This window comes from Solwaraspora sp. WMMD406 (genome assembly GCF_029626025.1).
Lineage (GTDB): Bacteria > Actinomycetota > Actinomycetes > Mycobacteriales > Micromonosporaceae > Micromonospora_E.
In genome coordinates this window covers 1,923,888-1,941,113 of record NZ_JARUBF010000001.1, presented here as the reverse complement: position 1 = coordinate 1,941,113, position 17,226 = coordinate 1,923,888, and the positions used below count along the sequence as shown (strand labels likewise).

Here is a 17,226-nt window from a genome sequence, read left to right as displayed (position 1 = left end):
GCACCGGATCAGGCAGCGGCTCAGGGCAGCAGCGCCGCGCCGAGCGCCCCCACCGTCTCCTCGATCTCGTCGGCCACCCGGGCGAACGTGTGATCGCCCCGCCCCCACGGGTCGTCCAGATCGTCGCCGGGCTGCGGGCTCGCCTCGGCGCGCACGGCGGCGACCGCCGCGACGAGCGCCACTCCCCGGGCGTACACCTCGTCCGGCGTGGCGCTCGCCGGCGGCAGCGCCGCGACGTCGACCGCCGGCAGCAGACGGCCGAACTCGCCGAGCACGAAGGTACGCGCGGCGGCGTCCGGACGCAGTGCCACCACGTACTCCTGCTGATCGGCGGTCGCGGTGAGGACCAGGTCGGCGGCGTCGATCTGGTCCGAGCGCAGCTTGCGGGCGGCGAACCCGTCGACGTCACCGCCCCGGGCGATCACCTGTCGGGCCGCCGGGGGATTCATCTCCTCCCCGGCGTGCCAGCCGCCGGTGCCGGCGCTGTGGCTGTGCAACAGTTCCTCCACCGCCGCCGCCCGCGCCGGAGCCGCCGTCACCGGCGACAACCGGTCCAGCCGCTCGCGCATCGCGATGACCAACAGCCGCTCCGCCATCGGTGACCGGCAGATGTTGCCCATGCAGACGTGGAGCACGGTGAACGGCGGCACTCAGGACTCCGTACCGATGATGTCCGGCACCACGTCGCGGAGCTTCTCGATCGGGATCGCGCCGTCGCGTACCACCCTCGGGACGTCCCCGGTGAGGTCCACGATGGTGCTCGGCACCGGGTCGGGACACGGCCCCGCCTCCAGATAGGTGCGCACCGAGTAGCCGAGCTGTTCGCGGGCCTCGGCGGCGGTGAGCGCCGGGGGCTTGCCGGTCTTGTTCGCCGACGAGACCGCCATCGGTCCGGTTTCGCGCAGCACCTCCAGCGCCACCGGATGCAGCGGCATCCGTACCGCGACCGTGCCGTTGGTGTCGCCCAGATCCCAGTTGAGGCTCGGCGCGTGCTCCACGATCATCGTCAACGCGCCCGGCCAGAACGCGTCGGCGAGGTCACGGGCGGTCTGCGGCAGGATCAGCACCAGACCGTCGAGGGTGTGCCGGGAGCCGACCAACACCGGCGGGGGCATCTGCCGGCCCCGGCCCTTGGCGTTGAGCAGCGCGGTGACCGCGTACGAGGTGAACGCGTCGGCGCCGAGGCCGTACACGGTGTCGGTGGGCAGCACGACCAGCTCGCCGTTCTTGACCGCCTCGATCGCCGCGGCGATGCCTTTGTCACGGTCGGCGGCGGACCGGCAGTCATAAAGCATCACGGTGAGCCAGTGTGCCACGTGCCCGCTGGACGATCCGCACCGATCACCACCCTGCCGCCCCGGTCACCCGCCCCGGTCACCTAATCCGCCGCCCCGGTCACCCGGTCCGCCGCCCAGCCCGCCGCCCATCCGGTCACCCGGCCCGCCCATCCGGTCACCCGGCCCGCAGCGCGGTGACGAACCGGGGGCGCCCGGTCAGGTCTTGGTGCCCGGTGACCTCGGTGAACCGTCCGCCGGTGGCGAGCAGGTCGGCGACGGCGTCGGCATGACTCTCGTCGTGTTCGACAGCGAGCAGGCCGCCCGGACGCAGCAGGGCCGCCGCTCGCTCCCGTACCGGGCGGATCACCGCCAGCCCGTCCGGTCCGCCGAAGACGGCGTCCGCCGGGTCATGTCCGGCCACTTCCGCCGGCACCGGCGTGCCCAACGGCACGTAGGGCGGATTGCAGAGCACCGCGTCGACGGTCGCGGCCAGCTCGGCGAGCAGGTCGGGGTCGGTGACGTCGCCGGACACCACCTCGACGGGGCGGTCCCCGGCCGCCGCCCGCCGCCGCGCGTTGGCGCGCAGCCAGTCCAGACTCGCTTCGGAACGTTCCACCGCCAGTACCCGCGCCGCCGGCACCTCGTGTGCCACCGCGAGAGCGACGGCCCCGCTGCCGCTGCACAAGTCGACAAGCGTGCCACCGCCCCGGGCGCGCAGTTCGCGGATCCCGGCCTCGGCGAGCAGTTCGGTTTCCGGGCGGGGCACGAACACTCCCGGACCGACCATCAAATCCAGATAACGAAACGGTGCCGATCCGGTGAGGTACTGCACCGGCTCGCGGGCCGCGCGCCGGGACACGAATTCATCGAATCGAGCTTTATCGATGTAATCAAAGCCGCTGCTCAGCGCTAGCCGGCCGCGCGGAACGCCCAGAACAGCGGCGGCGAGCAGCTCCGCGTCGACCCGGGCCGAGGACACCCCGGCACGGGTCAGTTCCGCCGTGGCGGCGGCCAACACGGTCGATATCGGCATCCGATCCGGCTCCTGGGAGCTGTTTTCCGGCAAGCGGTTCACGACATAATCATGAAGCGTCCAAAGAGTGTCGGTCACCACGGCACCAGGATCGCTCGGGCGCGTGCTCCGCCACGGTCCAGCGGACTTCAGGGAGGTTGTGCGTGGGTTGGCTCGACCGGCTCACCGGCCAGGCGCAGGCGTTGATGGACGCCCGCGCGCTGATGGAGAGCAGCCGCTCGGCCGAGGCCTGCGTCGCGTTCGAGCACGTCATCCGGACCAGCGACGACCCGTACGTGCGCGCCGACGCGCTGGTGCAACGACTCTCCGCCCTACTCAACCTGGGCCGCACCGCCGAATACGCGGTCGCGGTCGACCGGGCCTTCGACGCCGCCCGCGACATCAACGAGCCCTACCTGCACGGGCACCTGCACGCGTTGGCCGCACTCGCCGCCCACCATCAGGGGGCCTTCGACCGCTGCGTCACCCACCTGGTGCAGAGCTCCCGCGCGCTCGGCGCCGCCCCGGACGTCGACCGGGAAACCGCCTGGGGCTGGCACGACCTGGCAATGGCCTACTCCTACCTCAGCTTTCACGGATACGCCTTGAGCGCGATCGAGCGCGCCCGCCAGCTCGGCAACGCCTCGGGCATTCCGGAGGAGATCTTCGCGGCACCCGGCATCCGGCTGCGCAACGCGGTCGCTCTCGACCACCACGGCGACACCGACGGCTGCCTGCGGGTGCTCCGGGACATCGGCAGCGACCTCGCCAAGTTCGTCCGCTCCGGTCGGGCCGCCCGGCTGCGCCCCAGCAGCCGGGTGGCGTACGGGTACGCGCTGGCCCGACTGGCCGCCCTCGGTGAGCCGGTCCAGCTGCCCTCCGGCGCGCCGGAGGCCGCCCGCCTGATGATCGACGGCGGCGACAGCGCCCGAGCTCGTGACCTGCGTCAGCTCGGTGTGGTGTGTCTGGCGATCGCCGCCGACAAGCCGGCCGAGGCACTGGTCCGGTTGGAAGCGGCGATGGTCTCCGCCGAGACCCTGGGCGCCGCCGAGGAGCCCCGGCTGCGCAGCGTGGCGTACACCTGGGCCGGAGACCACGCCGCCGCGCACCGCGCCGACCGGTACGCCTTCCGCCTGGCGACCCGGCGCAACGACCGGCTCCGTGATCTGTACGTGGACGGCATCGCCGCACGGCTGGACCAGGAGGAGATGCGCAGGACCGCCGCCCAGTACGCCGGCGAGGCGCTCACCGACCCGTTGACCGGGCTGGCCAATCGTCGTCAACTCGATCTCTACGTCGCCGACATGGTCGGCCGGGGCGAGCGCGCGGTGGTGATGGTCTGCGACCTCGACGGTTTCACGTCGGTCAACACCATCCACGGCCACCACTCCGGAGACCTGGTGCTGCAGCGGGTCGCCGGCGTGGTCAACCGGGTCATGCGCCGAGGGGACTTCGTCGCTCGGTACGGCGGGGACGAGTTCGTCGTGGTGTTGCCCCGAGCGACCCGGGTCGAAGCGGCGGAGGTGGCCCGCCGGATCACCGTCGCGATCGCCGCCGAGGAATGGGAATCCCTCGTCCCGGGAACCCCGGTCGGGGTGAGTGTCGGCTACGCCGAGGTCGGCGGGTCCGGGCCGGGCCTGCGCGAAGCGCTCGGCACCGCCTTCGAGATCGCCGATCGGGAGCTGCGCGACGCCAAGGCCCGCGCTCGCCCGGGCCGGTGATCGCATCGCCGCTGATCCAGGACCGGGGCTCGTTGCGGCGGGGCTGACGAACGGTCAGCGGCGGGTCAGCTCGGTGTCGCCAGCGAGCCGGGCCGCCCGATCCGCCTCGGCCAGCGCGTCGAGGACACCGTCGAGCTCGCCGGAGAGCGCCAGATCCAGGTTGTACGCCGTGTAGCCGATCCGATGGTCGGTGATCCGGTTCTGCGGAAAGTTGTAGGTCCGGATCCGTTCGGACCGGTCGACCGTACGCACCTGCGCTCGACGTACGTCGGAGGCGGCCGCGTCGGCCTGTTCCCGAGCGGCGACGAGCAGCCGGGCCCGCAGGATCCGCATCGCCTGTTCCCGGTTCTGCAGCTGGCTCTTCTCGTTTTGACAGGAAACCACGATGCCGGACGGAAGATGGGTGATCCGCACCGCGGAGTCGGTCGTGTTGACCGACTGTCCACCTGGGCCGGACGAGCGGAACACGTCGATTCGCAGATCGTTGGGGTCGACGTCGACGTCGACGTCCTCGGCTTCGGGGAGCACCAGGACTCCGGCGGCGCTGGTGTGGATCCGGCCCTGGGACTCGGTGACCGGCACCCGCTGCACCCGGTGCACGCCGCCCTCCCACTTCAGCCGGGACCAGACACCGTTGCCCCCCTCGGGCACCCCGCGCGACTTGACGGCGAGCGAGACGTCCTTGACCCCACCCAGATCGGAGTCCTGCGAGTCGATGACCTCGACCTGCCAACCGTGGCGTTCGGCGTACCGCAGATACATCCGCAGCAGGTCCCCGGCGAACAGGGCGGATTCCTCGCCGCCCTCCCCGGCTTTGATCTCGACGATCACGTCCTTGGCGTCGTGCGGATCGCGCGGAATGAGCAGTTCGGCGAGGCGGGCCTCCAGCGACGGAAGCGCGGCGGCGATCTCGTCGGCCTCGGCCGCGAAGCCGGCGTCCTCGCCAGCGAGTTCCCGGGCGGCAACCAGATCGGCGCGGGCCTGTGCCAGCTCGACGGCGGCCTTGTGGATCGGTGCCAGCTCGGCGAACCGCCGCCCCACCTGGCGGGCGGTGGTCTGGTCGGCGTGAATCGCCGGATCGGCCAACCGCTTCTCCAGCTCGGCGTACTCGTCGAGAAGCGCGGCCAGACGTTCGCTGCTCATCAGATGCCTTCCGTGGATACCAAGCGGGGAGGATACGGACTCCGCCCGCACCGACGACGACACCGCCGCGCCGCTGAGCGCGGCCAACCACCAGCGACCCTGACAGACGCCGCGGCGCCCGCCTCCGGCCATGGTCGGAGGCGGGCGCCGCGCGAGTAGCTACTTGGCCTTCTTGGCGGCCTGGGCCTTGGCGTACTTCTGCTGGAACTTGGCCACCCGGCCGGCGGTGTCGAGGACACGCTGCTTACCGGTGTAGAACGGGTGGCACGCGCTGCAGGTCTCGACGTGGATCTTGCCGCTGGAAGCGGTGCTGCGGGTGGTGAAGGAGTTGCCGCAGGAGCAGGTGACCTCGGTCGTCACGTACTGCGGGTGAGTGTCGCGCTTCATCGGGGCATGATCCTTTCATCGTCGGTCGCCGGGTCGCCGTCGACATCGACCGCGTCGATACGCGGCCCGACTCGGGCGTGAACCGGAACCACTGGCCAGGTGACCAGTCTGCCATGGGTGGTGTGGTCGGATCGTATCGGGCGGAGGTCTGGTCCGATCCGGGTGATCCGAGTCCGCCGGGCACAACGCCCGACGGACCCGGTCGATTCCCGGCCCGGGATCACTCCCCCGGAGTGGATTTGGCGATCTGCATCAGGAACTCGATGTTGGTCCGGCTCTGCTTGAGTCGGTCCAGCAGCAGGTCCAACGCGGCCTGCGAGTCCAGCGAGTGGAGCACCTTGCGCAACTTGTGAATGATGACCAGTTCCTCCGGCGCGAGCAGGATCTCCTCCTTACGGGTGCCGGAAGGGTGGATGTCGATCGCCGGGAAGACCCGCTTGTCGGCGATCTTCCGGTCCAGCTTGAGCTCGGCGTTACCGGTGCCCTTGAACTCCTCGAAGATGACGGTGTCCATCATGGAGCCGGTCTCGACCAGAGCGGTGGCCAGGATGGTCAGCGAACCGCCGTTTTCGATGTTGCGGGCGGCACCGAGGAAACGCTTCGGCGGGTAGAGCGCGGTCGAGTCGATACCACCGGACATGATCCGGCCGCTGGCCGGTGCGGCCAGGTTGTAGGACCGACCCAGCCGGGTCACCGAGTCGAGCAGCACGACCACGTCGTGGCCGAGCTCGACCAGCCGCTTGGCCCGCTCGATCGCCAACTCGGCCACCGTGGTGTGGTCCTGCGGCGGCCGGTCGAAGGTGGCCGCGATGACCTCGCCCTTCACCGACCGCTGCATGTCGGTGACCTCTTCCGGACGTTCGTCGACCAGGACGACCATCAGGTGACATTCGGGGTTGTTGTGGGTGATCGCGTTGGCGATCGCCTGCAGCACCATCGTCTTGCCCGCTTTGGGCGGAGAGACGATCAGTGCCCGCTGCCCCTTGCCGATCGGCATCACCAGGTCGATGACCCGGGTGGTGAGGATGTGCGGCTCGGTCTCCAGCCGCAGCCGGTCCTGCGGGTAGAGCGGGGTGAGCTTGTAGAACTCCGGTCGCCGCCGGGCCTCGTCCGGCTCCATGCCGTTGATGGTGTCCAGCCGGACCAGCGGGTTGTACTTGTCACGGCGCTGCTCGCCCTCACGGGTGGCCCGCACCGCACCGGTGACCGCGTCGCCGCGCCGCAGGCCGTACTTCTTGACCTGGGACATGGACACGTAGACGTCGTTCGGTCCGGACAGGTATCCGGTGGTCCGGACGAACGCGTAGTTGTCGAGCACGTCGAGGATGCCGGCGACCGGAACGAGCACGTCGTCCTCGGACACCTGCGGCTCACGGCCTCCACCGCTCTCGGCGCCGTCGCCACGGTCGCCCCGTCGGCGGCGATCCCGGAACCGGCTGCGGCGTCCCCGCCGGCCGCTACCGTCGCCGTCGGCGTCGTCGTCCATGTCGCGTTGGCCCCGGTCACCCCGGTCCTCACGCTGGCCCCGGTCACCCCGGTCCTCACGCTGGCCCCGGTCACCCCGGTCGCGGCCGTTACGCGCCTCGCCGCCCCGGTCACCACGATCGGCCCGGTCACCACGGTCAGCCCGGTCACCACGATCGGCCCGGTCACCCTGCTCCGGCGCGGCGGCGGGCGTTTCCGTCGACTCGGTCCGGCTCTCGGGTGCGGCGGCGGCCGCGGCCCGGCTGGACCGGCCCCGACGGGTGCCGCGCTCACGTACCGGTGCCTCCTCGACGATCGCGAGTTGCTCACCGTTGCCGCTGTCGCGGCGCTCGGTCGCGCCGCCGTCGCGACGTTCCGCCGCGCCGTCACGGCGCTCGGCTTCCACGCGAACCTCGGCCCGGACCTCCTCCCGAGGGGGTGCGGTCGCTGCTGCGACCTCGGCGCGCGGACGCGGAGCGCCCCCGGCCTGGCGCTCGGAGATCGCCGCGATCAGCTCGCTCTTGCGCATCCGGGCGGTGCCGGAGATGCCGAGTGACGCGGCGAGGCTCTGCAACTCGGGCAGCAGCATCGCGGACAGCCCGGTGCCGGAACGCCGACGGCGGGCCGGAGCGGCGGCGGTGTCGTCAGCGACGTTGGAGACATCCGACGTCACGTCGGTGGTGTCGCTCAATGGATTCCTTCCCTCGATAGGCCGGGCTACCCGGGTCAGCGGAACTAGGTGGCCGGGTGGCCTCGGTGCACCCGCCTCGCGTGACACGTCGCGGGAGTCTGTCGCGCAGCTCTGCCGGTATCCCGCCTCGCCAGCATCGGCGAACAGGTCTCGACGTCTGCAGCGATCCGTGGAGACTGCGGTTTGGCGTAGACCTTAGGCAGGGGTGAGACGGGCTTACCGCCGATAGCTTCGGGGGTGCGCCGCCCGCAGGAGATCGCGTGCTTCGCGGCTGTGCTTGGCCTAGAGCGTAGTCAACTCATCCGACCTGCGGCAACAGGGTCCCGCTCGGCGTGTCCCACTATAGCGCCTTCGATCTGCGCACCGCTAACGTCTACCAGCAACGAGTGCACCTGCCAGTCCATTCCCGGACTGAAATCATCCGGTACGTGGGAGAGCGCCAATACACTCGGCCCCGCCCCACTGATCACCGCTGCCACACCTTCCGCCCGCAGCGCGGCGACCAGTTCGGCGCTCGCCGGCATCCCCGGTGCCCGATAATCCTGGTGCAACCGGTCCTCGGTGGCGGCCAGCAGCAGCGCCGGTTCCGTGGTCAACGCGTGGACCAGCAGCGCCGCCCGGCCAGCCACGAACGCCGCGTCCGCGTGCGGCACCTGTTCGGGCAGCGCCGCTCGGGCGACTTCGGTCAGCCCACGGCTCGTCGGCACGAACACCGTCGCCCGGACCTCGCCGGAGACCGGCAGCGACACGGCGCGGGCCCCGTCCGGTTCCACCCAGGCGATGGTGAAACCACCAAGCAGACAGGGTGCCACGTTGTCGGGATGACCCTCGATGCGTGCCGCGATCCGCAGCGCCGACGCCGTGTCCAACCGTTGGACGCCGTCGCTCACCAGTCCCCGGGCCAACTGCACACCGGCGACGATCGCTGCCGAGGAGGAGCCGAGGCCACGTGCCTGCGGAATCCGGTTGACGCAGCTCAGCCGGATACCCGTGGGGCGGCCGCCGAGCTCGTCGAACGTCTCGTACATCGCCCGGACCACGAGATGGCTGTCGTCGTCCGGCAACTCACCGGCGCCCTCACCGGTCACCTCGACGTGGCAGCCGGCCGACGCCACGCGGGCGGTCACCTCGTCGTGATGAGCCAACGCCAGGCCCAACGCGTCGAAGCCGGGCCCGAGGTTGGCGCTGGTGGCCGGGACCCGTACGGTGACCGGCCCGGGTACGAAGCTGATACCCATCGCATCATGCTAGGGCCTGCCTTTACCCGCCCGGCTAGGGTGCCGGGTGATCATAGACGTCAGCGCGGCAGAGGAGACGAACAGTCGTGGAGTGGGATCTGGGCGGTGGTCCGATCAGCCCGAGCTACCTGGCGATCCAGTTCGCCATGCGACTGCCGGTCATCGTGGTCCTGGTGGTCGCCCTGACCCTGTTGGCCCCGCGCCGGAGCGCCCTCGCCGGCCGGGGCGGTGGGCTGGCGATCGCCGGCTGCGCGACGCTGCTGGTCGCGGTGTTCGCGGGGATCCTCTGGTCGGCTGGTCTGCCGTACCTCGCTTCCGGTGGTCTCCGGGCGAGCCAGATCGGGCTGATCTCGGCGACCATCGGGGGCGTTGTCACCCTGCTCGACGCGGTGGGGCTCGGTCTACTCCTCGCCGGGATCCTGGTGCTGGCCCGGCACGCCGCCGGCGGCCGGCCGACCACCGGTTTCTGACCCGCCCTCCGACGCCGCGCCCCCGGCTCCGGCACGGGGTGGCCTCCCGGCCGCCCGCAGCGCCAGCCGCAACGCGTACTCGATCTGGGCATTGACGCTGCGCAGGTCGTCGGCGGCCCACTTGGCGATGGCCTCGTGGACCGCCGGGTCGAGGCGCAGCAGCACCTTCTTGCGTTCGGCCATCAGCCGCCAACCGCCTCACCCATAGAGCGACCCGGTGTTGACCACCGGCTGCACCGCCCGGTCGCCGCAGAGCACCACCAGCAGGTTGGCGACCATCTGCGCCTTACGCTCCTCGTCGAGTTCGATGACGTGTTCGTCGCGCAGCCGCTCCAGTGCGTTGGAGACCATGCCCACGGCACCCTCGACGATCCGGAAGCGGGCGGCGACGATCGCCGAGGCCTGTTGGCGTGCAAGCATCGCCTGGGCGATCTCCGGCGCGTACGCGAGGTGGGTGACCCGGGACTCCAGCACCTCGACGCCGGCCAACTCGACCCGTTCGCGCAGTTCGGCGGTGAGTTCGTCGGCGACCACCGTGCTGTCGCGCAGGCTGGACCGGCCGCTGTCGTGCGCCTCGTACGGATAGCTGGTGGCCAGGTGGCGTACTGCCGCCTCGGCCTGCACCGCCACGTACTCGACGTGGTCGTCGACGGCGAAGACGGCGTTGGCCGAATCGACCACCCGCCACACGACGACGGCGGCGATCTCGACCGGGTTGCCGTCGGCGTCGGCGACTTTGAGCCGGTCGGTCTCGAAGTTGCGGACCCGTAGGGTGACCCGCCGGCGGGCGGTGAGCGGCCAGGTCCAGTGCAGACCGGCGGTACGGATCGAGCCGAGGTATCGGCCGAAGAACTGCACCACCTGCGCCTGGTTGGGGTTGACCACCGTGAATCCGGTGGCGACCAGCCCCACCACCACGGCGTACGCGGCGGCGGTGGCCGCGATCCAGGTCGCGCCGTCGGCGGTGGCGACACCACCGCTGGCCGCGACCCCGATCAGCGCGATCACCGTCGCGGCCAGCCCCAGCCCGATCGACGCGACGATCGCCAGGAACCCGGAGACCCGGAAGACAGCCCGTTCCATGACCTCTCCTCAGTATCAAAGTGATATCACTACGCTAGCAGCGTGGCACACCTCCGCAACAGTCCCGATGATCAGGGAAAACGATCGGCGGGAACCGGACCACCGGCCGGGAACCGGACCACCGGCCGGGAACCGGACCACCGGCCGGGAACCGGACCACCGGCCGGGAACCGGACCACCGGCCGGGAACCGGACCACCGGCCGGGAACCGGACCACCGGCCGGGAACCGGACCACCGGCGGGAAACCGGATCAGCCGCGCACGTCGGCAGCCGGAGTCGGCGCGGCCAGGGACAGTCGGCGGGTGGCGAACCGCCAGCCGATCGCGTACGTCACCGTCACCAGTCCGCAGCCGGCCAGGATGATCCGACTGTCCACGATGTCGATCACACTGGCGACGATGAGTTGGCTCACCGAGATCGCCAGGGTGGCGAGCATCAGGTCGGTGGCGAAGATCCGGCCGCGCAGCCGGTCCGGCACCGCGGCCTGCAGCGCGTAGTTCGACAGCACCCAGTTGCTGCCGCCGCCCAGGTGGGCCAGGAACACCAGGGCCAACACCAGCGGGAACCAGGTGACCAGGGAAATGCTCGCGTACGACAGCCCGTAGACCGACATCGACGCGGCCAGCGCGGTGAGCAGCCAGCGCCGCCGGTTGAGCACCGGACGCATCAACAGCGGACCGATCACCGCGCCGGCGCCACGGAAGGCGAACAGCAGGCCGGTGCCGATCGCTCCGACCCCGTACACCCCGGCCAGCAGGGGAAACAGCGTCAGCACCCCGTTGCCGAGGCCGACCGCGCTCTTCACGGTGACCAACGCCAGCACCTGCGGACGACCACCGATGTAGCGCAACGCCTCGCCGATCGCGGCGAAGGTGCGCGGCACCGGCTGAGACTCTTCCCGGGCGGTCTGCATCGGCCGCCGGATCGTCGTGGTCACCACGGCGGCCACCAGCAGCGCCCCGGCGGCGATCCAGAAACAGGCGTACGGGCCGAACGCGGCGCTGAGCAACCCGCCGAGGGACGCCCCGACGATCGCCATCGTGCCCCAGGCGGAGCCGGCGAAGACGTTGGCACTGGCGAGTTCCGCCGGCGAGACGAGGTTCGGCAGCGCCGCCTGGGCGGCCGGCGAGTAGAACGACTTGGCGACCGCGAGCGCGGCGACGGCCAGCACCGCCAGCCAGGCGGTGCCGGGCGTACGGACCGCCAGCAGCACCAGCACGGCGAGCACCGCCGCCGCGTTGGCGACAATCATGATCTTGCGGCGGTCGATCCGGTCGGCCACCGTGCCGGTGTACGGCAACAGCAGCGCGTGGATGCCGGTGTCGGCCGCCAGGATCAGCGCACCCCAGACACCACTACCGGTCAGCTCGGGCAGCAGTACCAGCAGCGGCACCATCACGAACCAGTCCGCGCCGAACACCACCAGTTCGGCCAGGAGCAGACGCCGGAAGTCCCGATTGCCGGTAAGGACCGCTAACGGTGAGGCCACGTACCGGAACCCTACCGATCGATGCCCGGCCACCGTGCCCGGTGTGACTCGCGTGACTCCGAACCGGTGTGACTCACGTGACTCCGAGTCGGTGCGAGCCGCGTAACCCGGACCGGCATCGGCAGCGCCGGTTCCCGGTGCCCGCCGGGGGCGGGCACCGGGAACCGGTCGGCTCACTCGTCGGCCGGCGGCAACGGGGACTTGCGGCTCTTCGGCAGCTTGAGCACCTCGAACTGGTCGGTCCCGTCGATCAACGCGGCGGAGGGCCGGGTCGGCGGCGCGGCCACCCGTGACAAGGGACGGTCACCGTTGCCGCCGCCCGAGCGGTCGGCACCGCCGCCGGCACCCGCACCGTCGGCACCCGCACCGACACCGGCGGTCGCCGGCACCGCTCCGGACGCCCCGCCGGTCGAGCCCTCGTCGGTGGTGCCACCGTGGCGGCGCCGACGCAGCCATTCCTTGGCCCCCTCCACCAGGCTGTAGAGGGTCGGCACCAGCACCAGGGTGAGCAGCGTGGAGCTGAACAACCCACCGATCACCACGATCGCCAGCGGCTGACCGATGAAGCCGGCGACCCCGGTGAGACCGAGCGCCATCGGGGTCAATGCGCAGATGGTCGCGATCGCGGTCATCAGGATGGGGCGCAACCGGCGCCGGCCACCTTCGACCACCGCGTCCGAGACGCTCATGCCCTGCTCCCGATACTGGTTGATCAGGTCCATCAGCACGATCGCGTTGGTCACCACGATGCCGACCAGCATCAACGCGCCGATCAGCGCCGGTACGCCGAGCGGCGTACCGGTGAGCACCAGCAGGCCGATCGCACCGGTGGCCGCGAACGGCACCGACACCAGCAGGATGAGGGGCTGGATCAGGCTCCGGAACGTCGCCACCATGATCACGAAGACGATGGCGATCGCGGCCAGCAGCGCCAGCCCGAGATCGGCGAACGCCTCCGCCTGGTCGGCGCTGACCCCACCGACGGTGTACGTGGCGCCAGCCGGCAGCGTCAACGCGTCCAGCCGGTCGGTCAGCTCCGCGCTGGTCTGACCGACGTTGGAGCCGGTGGCCGTACCGGTGACGGTGGCGCTGCGTTCGCCGTCCACCCGGTTGATCTGCACCGGACCGCTCACCTCGACGATGTCGGTCAGGTCGCCCAGCAGGACCGGCCCGACCGGCAGTGCCCGTAGTTCGTCGATCGAGGTGAGTCGGGCGGTCGGGGTGAGCACGACGTTGAGCCGCTCGCCGTCGATGGTGAGCTGCCCGACCGGGCTGCCCCGGAACGCCTGGGCGACGATCTGACCGATGGCGGCCTCGCTGAGTCCGCTGCGGGCGGCGGCGGCCCGGTTGATCCGTACCTCCACCCGGGTGGCGTCCGCGGCGAGAGTGCTGGTGACGTCGGCCACGTCCGGGGTGTCGGCCATCGCCGCGCGTACCTGCTCGGCGGCCGCGGCCAGGTCGTCCGGGTCGTTGGCCTGGACGATCACCTGGAGCTGGTTGGTGCTGCCCCCGCCCGGGCCGCCACCGGCCCCGCCGACGGTGATCTCGCCGAGGGAGTCACGGCCGGCGAACGCGGCCCGCAGCTCGTCCTGCAGCGCCAGGTTGTCGGTGCCTTCGGTGAGGGTGATCGAGTAGCTCGCGGTGGTGTTGCCGCCGCTGCCGGCGAACGGGTTGCTGCTACTGCCGATCGAGACCTGGTAGGCCTCGATCCCGTCGGTGTCGGCGAGGGTGTCCTCCACCTGGCGTGCGGCGGCGTCGACGGCAGCCAGGCTGGTGCCGACCGGCAGCTCTTGCCGCATGCTCAGGGTGTCCTGACCGGCCTCGTCGATGAAGTTCGTCTCCAGCCGGCTGCTCAGGGCGAAGGTGCCGATCAGCACGGCCAAGCCGATGCCGACCGTGATCCACCGCCGGGTGGTGGCGAACCGGATCACCGGCAAGTATCCGCGCTGCAGCGGATTGCGCAGTTCCTTGGCTTCGGCGTCGCGGCGTACCGCGTCGGCGTCCTCCCCGACGGCGGCCGGCTTGAGAAACCAGTACGCGAGCACCGGGATGATGGTCAACGACACCAGCAGCGAGGCGAGCAGCGCGACGGTGACGGTCACCGCGAACGGCGCGAAGAGCTGACCGACGAAGCCGCCGACGATCGCGATCGGCGCGAAGACCGCGACGGTGGCGAGGGTGGAGGCGGTGACCGCGCCGGCGACTTCCCGGACGCCGACCAGGATCGCGGTACGCCGGTCCTCCCCGTACCCGAGATGTCGTTTGATGTTTTCCAGCACCACGATCGAGTCGTCGACGACCCGGCCGACCGAGATCGTCAACGCCCCGAGGGTGAGCAGGTTGAGCGTGTAGTCCCCGACCCAGAGGGCGATCAACGCGATCAGCACCGACAGCGGGATGGAGACCGCCGTCACCACCGTGGACCGGATGGAGAGCAGGAAGACCAGGATCACCAGGACGGCCATCACCAGGCCGAGGAGTCCCTCGGTGGTGAGCGCCTCGATCGAACGTTCGACGAACGGCGCCTGGTCGAACACCACGATCAGCTCGGTCCCGGTGGCCTCGCCCAGCTCGTCGAGTCGGTCGCGGATCTCGTGGGAGATGCCGACCGCGTCGCCGTCCGGGCCGGCGGTGACCGCGATCCCGAGGCTGTCCTCGCCGTTGGTGCGGGTGATCGACGTCGCGGGGGTGATCTGCTGGCTGATCTCGGCGACGGCGTCCAGGCGGACCGGCTGCCGCCCGGGTCCGGTCAGGTAGATCGCGGCGAGCTGGTCCAGGTTCTCGATCCGGTTGCCGACCTGCACCGTCAGGGTCTGCTCACCGTCGCTGAGCGCACCGGCCGGAGTGGTGACGCCGTTGACCTGCAGCGCGGTGGCGATCGCGGTGGGGTCGAAGCCGGCGGCGGCGAGTGCGGCGTAGTCGGGGGTGATGGTGATCACCTGCTCGCTGGCGCCGGTGACGTCCACGGCCCGTACGCCGTCGATCCCTTCCAGTTCGGGGACCACGATCTCGTCGAGTTGACGGGACAGCTCGAGCGGGTCTCCGGAGTCGGCGGTGGCGGCGAGGACCACCGCCGGCAGGTCGTCGGTGCTGCCGGCGAAGACCACCGGCTCGACGCCGTCGGGAAGCTGCCCGCTGATCCGGCTGAGCGAGGTCTGCAGATCGTTGACCGCGCCCTCGAGGTCAACGCCGAAGGTGAACTCGACCTGGATGGTCGCGAACCCTCCGCTCGTCGTCGAGGAGATCTCCTCCACCTCGGCGACGCTGGCGATCGCGTTCTCGATCGGCTCGGTGACCTGCGCCTCGACGATTTCCGGGCCGGCGCCGGGGAAGCCCGCGCTGACGAAGGCCGCCGGCAACTCCAGTGAGGGCAGCAGCTGCTGTTTGAGCGACGGGATCGTGAAGGCGCCGAACATCGTGATCACGACGGCGACGAGCGCGACGAGACCCCGGTTGGCGAGGCTGAGTCTGGCGAGCAACGACATGAGCGGGCTCACTCCTGAAAGGGTCCGGCAGCGGGATTCGAAGGAAGAATACTTCGGCCAAGGCTAACAGTTAGCCTTTGGCTTCGTTATTGGGTTACCGTCTGCTGCACGGCGGGCGACCGGCCCGAACCGAGGACCGATCAGAGGGAGCTCCGGTGGCCCAGCGGGACGAACTGATCGCCCAGATCATGGCGGCCCACCACCGGTTGCAGCTCCTGTTCGCCTCCGACCGATCCGATCCGCTGTTCGAGTCCCAACTCACCGTGCCGCAGCTGAAGATACTGCTCCTGCTCTACCTGCACGGCGGCACCTCGGGTCAGGAGCTGAGCCAGGTGCTCGGAGTCCGGATGGCCACCGTCACCGGCATCGTCGACCGACTCGTCGCGCACCGGTTCGTCAGCCGCCGGGAAGACCCACAGGACCGGCGGGTCCGGCGGGTCGAGCTGACCGGCCCCGGACGGCGGCTGATCGACACGATCGTCACCGCCGGTACCGACCGGCAGGCGCGGATCCTCGCCCGGCTGGAGCTCGACGACCTGCGGACGGTCGCGGTCGCGGCCGACCTGATGGTCACCGCCGCCGAGACCGACGCCGCCGACACCAACAGCTCAGCTGGCGGGCGGTCGGGCCAGGCGCGGTCAGGCCAGGTCGAGTGCGCGGGCGGCCAGTAGCGGATCGTTCCCGATCGTGGTCGGCGCCGGGGCGGTGGAGATCGCCCACTCGGGGTCCTTGAGGCCGTGCCCGGTGACCGTACAGACGACCCTCGCCCCTGCCGGCACCTTACCGGCGGCGGCGACCTGCAACAGCCCGGCGACGCTGGCGGCGCTGGCCAGTTCGACGAAGACCCCGACCTCCCGGGCCAGCAGCCGGTACGCGGCGAGAATGTCCCGGTCGGTCACCGCGTCGATCAACCCGCCCGAGGCGTCCCGGGCGTCCAGAGCCTTGGTCCAGCTGGCCGGATTGCCGATCCGGATCGCGGTGGCGATGGTCGACGGCTGCCGGACGACCTCGCCGGTGACGATCGGGGCGGCGCCGGAGGCCTGGAACCCGTACATCTTCGGGGTACGGGTGGCGTTGCCGGCCTCGACGTCCTCGGTGTAGCCCATCCAGTAGGCGCTGATGTTGCCGGCGTTGCCGACTGGCAGGCAGTGGATGTCCGGGGCGTCACCGAGCCCGGTGACGATCTCGAACGCGGCGGTCTTCTGACCGTGCAGCCGGAAGACGTTGACCGAGTTGACCAGGGCCACCGGGTAGTCCTGGGCGAGCTTGGCCGCCAGCGCCAGACAGTCGTCGAAGTTGCCGTCGACCTGCAGCAGCTTGGCCCCGTGCACCAGCGCCTGGGCCAGCTTGCCGAGCGCGATCTTGCCCTGCGGTACGAGCACCGCGCAGGTCAGGCCGGCCCGAGCGGCGTACGCGGCGGCCGAGGCGCTAGTGTTGCCGGTGGAGGCACAGATGATCGCCTTGTTGCCCTCCTCGACGGCCTTGGACACGGCCATCGTCATGCCCCGGTCCTTGAACGAACCGGTCGGGTTGGCCCCCTCGATCTTGAGGTAGACGTCGGCACCGACCCGGGCGGAGAGCACCGGTGCCGGCAGCAACGGCGTGTTGCCCTCGTAGAGGGTGATCACCGGCGTGGCGTCGGTGACCGGCAGCCGGTCCCGGTACGCCTCGATCAAGCCACGCCACATGACGACCTCCTCGGGTGAGCGCGCCCAGCGTACCGGCCGTCCCGGTGCGCCGGGTACGGCAGGCTCCGCACCCCACG

Annotated in this window: 15 protein-coding genes; 3 read left to right on the top strand and 12 right to left on the bottom strand. The window is 70.8% G+C overall.

From position 1 onward, the window contains the following. Window positions 1-20 precede the first annotated feature (20 nt). The 3 genes from O7632_RS08925 to prmC form a co-directional block, all read right to left on the bottom strand. A complete protein-coding gene (locus O7632_RS08925; RefSeq protein WP_278113030.1) occupies window positions 21-650 on the bottom strand; it encodes a phosphotyrosine protein phosphatase in 630 nt (209 codons plus the stop codon). Continuing rightward, on the bottom strand, window positions 651-1,295 hold the full coding sequence (locus O7632_RS08920) for an L-threonylcarbamoyladenylate synthase (RefSeq protein ID WP_278119939.1): 645 nt from the start codon (window positions 1,293-1,295) through the stop codon (window positions 651-653). It lies immediately after the preceding gene. Window positions 1,296-1,452: 157 nt separating this feature from the next. Next, a complete protein-coding gene (gene prmC, locus O7632_RS08915; RefSeq protein WP_278113028.1) occupies window positions 1,453-2,310 on the bottom strand; it encodes a peptide chain release factor N(5)-glutamine methyltransferase in 858 nt (285 codons plus the stop codon). A 143-nt stretch (window positions 2,311-2,453) separates the two neighbouring features. Between prmC and O7632_RS08910 the strand changes: the two genes are divergently transcribed. Next, window positions 2,454-4,010 (top strand): GGDEF domain-containing protein, encoded by a 1,557-nt coding sequence (locus tag O7632_RS08910; RefSeq protein ID WP_278113026.1) that lies wholly within the window; start codon window positions 2,454-2,456, stop codon window positions 4,008-4,010. Window positions 4,011-4,064: 54 nt separating this feature from the next. On the opposite strand, the gene prfA is transcribed toward O7632_RS08910, so the two are convergent. From prfA to thrB, 4 genes are all read right to left on the bottom strand, one after another. Continuing rightward, window positions 4,065-5,153: a peptide chain release factor 1 gene (gene prfA / locus O7632_RS08905; RefSeq protein WP_278113025.1), complete on the bottom strand. Its 1,089-nt coding sequence runs from the start codon at window positions 5,151-5,153 to the stop codon at window positions 4,065-4,067. Window positions 5,154-5,312: 159 nt separating this feature from the next. Beyond that, window positions 5,313-5,540 carry a 50S ribosomal protein L31 gene (rpmE, locus tag O7632_RS08900; RefSeq protein WP_278113023.1) on the bottom strand — a complete coding sequence of 76 codons (228 nt, stop codon included), beginning with the start codon at window positions 5,538-5,540 and terminating at the stop codon, window positions 5,313-5,315. Between the two features lie 220 nt (window positions 5,541-5,760). Further along, window positions 5,761-7,695 (bottom strand): transcription termination factor Rho, encoded by a 1,935-nt coding sequence (gene rho / locus O7632_RS08895; protein ID WP_278113021.1) that lies wholly within the window; start codon window positions 7,693-7,695, stop codon window positions 5,761-5,763. Window positions 7,696-7,988: 293 nt separating this feature from the next. After that, window positions 7,989-8,933, bottom strand: a complete 945-nt coding sequence (gene thrB / locus O7632_RS08890; RefSeq protein WP_278113019.1) for a homoserine kinase — start codon at window positions 8,931-8,933, stop codon at window positions 7,989-7,991. An 86-nt stretch (window positions 8,934-9,019) separates the two neighbouring features. Between thrB and O7632_RS08885 the strand changes: the two genes are divergently transcribed. Further along, complete coding sequence (locus tag O7632_RS08885) at window positions 9,020-9,403, top strand: hypothetical protein (protein ID WP_278113016.1); 384 nt, start codon at window positions 9,020-9,022, stop codon at window positions 9,401-9,403. Here O7632_RS08885 and O7632_RS08880 read toward each other — a convergent pair. The 4 genes from O7632_RS08880 to O7632_RS08865 form a co-directional block, all read right to left on the bottom strand. Next, window positions 9,335-9,586, bottom strand: a complete 252-nt coding sequence (locus O7632_RS08880) for a hypothetical protein (RefSeq protein WP_278113014.1) — start codon at window positions 9,584-9,586, stop codon at window positions 9,335-9,337. The genes O7632_RS08885 and O7632_RS08880 overlap by 69 nt on opposite strands. A gap of 15 nt (window positions 9,587-9,601) precedes the next feature. Next, on the bottom strand, window positions 9,602-10,486 hold the full coding sequence (locus tag O7632_RS08875; RefSeq protein WP_278113012.1) for an SPFH domain-containing protein: 885 nt from the start codon (window positions 10,484-10,486) through the stop codon (window positions 9,602-9,604). A gap of 251 nt (window positions 10,487-10,737) precedes the next feature. After that, entirely contained in the window at window positions 10,738-11,976 is a 1,239-nt protein-coding gene (locus O7632_RS08870) for an MFS transporter (RefSeq protein ID WP_278113010.1), read from the bottom strand. Between the two features lie 173 nt (window positions 11,977-12,149). Continuing rightward, a complete protein-coding gene (locus tag O7632_RS08865; RefSeq protein ID WP_278119938.1) occupies window positions 12,150-15,461 on the bottom strand; it encodes an efflux RND transporter permease subunit in 3,312 nt (1,103 codons plus the stop codon). Between the two features lie 155 nt (window positions 15,462-15,616). On the opposite strand from O7632_RS08865, the gene O7632_RS08860 reads away from it, so the two are divergent. Further along, window positions 15,617-16,132: a MarR family transcriptional regulator gene (locus tag O7632_RS08860; protein WP_278113009.1), complete on the top strand. Its 516-nt coding sequence runs from the start codon at window positions 15,617-15,619 to the stop codon at window positions 16,130-16,132. Here the strand turns inward: O7632_RS08860 and thrC are convergent. Further along, entirely contained in the window at window positions 16,100-17,149 is a 1,050-nt protein-coding gene (gene thrC, locus O7632_RS08855) for a threonine synthase (RefSeq protein WP_278113007.1), read from the bottom strand. The two genes, O7632_RS08860 and thrC, sit on opposite strands and share 33 nt — an antisense overlap. Window positions 17,150-17,226: the final 77 nt, after the last annotated feature.

Excerpts from the sequence above, each read along its gene's own strand:
- rpmE (WP_278113023.1), bottom strand. The coding sequence starts at position 5,540 with ATGAAGCGCGACACTCACCCGCAGTACGTGACGACCGAGGTCACCTGC.
- O7632_RS08920 (WP_278119939.1), bottom strand. The coding sequence starts at position 1,295 with ATGCTTTATGACTGCCGGTCCGCCGCCGACCGTGACAAAGGCATCGCC.
- prfA (WP_278113025.1), bottom strand. The coding sequence starts at position 5,153 with ATGAGCAGCGAACGTCTGGCCGCGCTTCTCGACGAGTACGCCGAGCTG.
- prmC (WP_278113028.1), bottom strand. The coding sequence starts at position 2,310 with ATGCCGATATCGACCGTGTTGGCCGCCGCCACGGCGGAACTGACCCGT.
- O7632_RS08865 (WP_278119938.1), bottom strand. The coding sequence starts at position 15,461 with ATGTCGTTGCTCGCCAGACTCAGCCTCGCCAACCGGGGTCTCGTCGCG.
- thrC (WP_278113007.1), bottom strand. The coding sequence starts at position 17,149 with ATGTGGCGTGGCTTGATCGAGGCGTACCGGGACCGGCTGCCGGTCACC.
- thrB (WP_278113019.1), bottom strand. The coding sequence starts at position 8,933 with ATGGGTATCAGCTTCGTACCCGGGCCGGTCACCGTACGGGTCCCGGCC.
- O7632_RS08875 (WP_278113012.1), bottom strand. The coding sequence starts at position 10,486 with ATGGAACGGGCTGTCTTCCGGGTCTCCGGGTTCCTGGCGATCGTCGCG.
- O7632_RS08880 (WP_278113014.1), bottom strand. The coding sequence starts at position 9,586 with ATGGCCGAACGCAAGAAGGTGCTGCTGCGCCTCGACCCGGCGGTCCAC.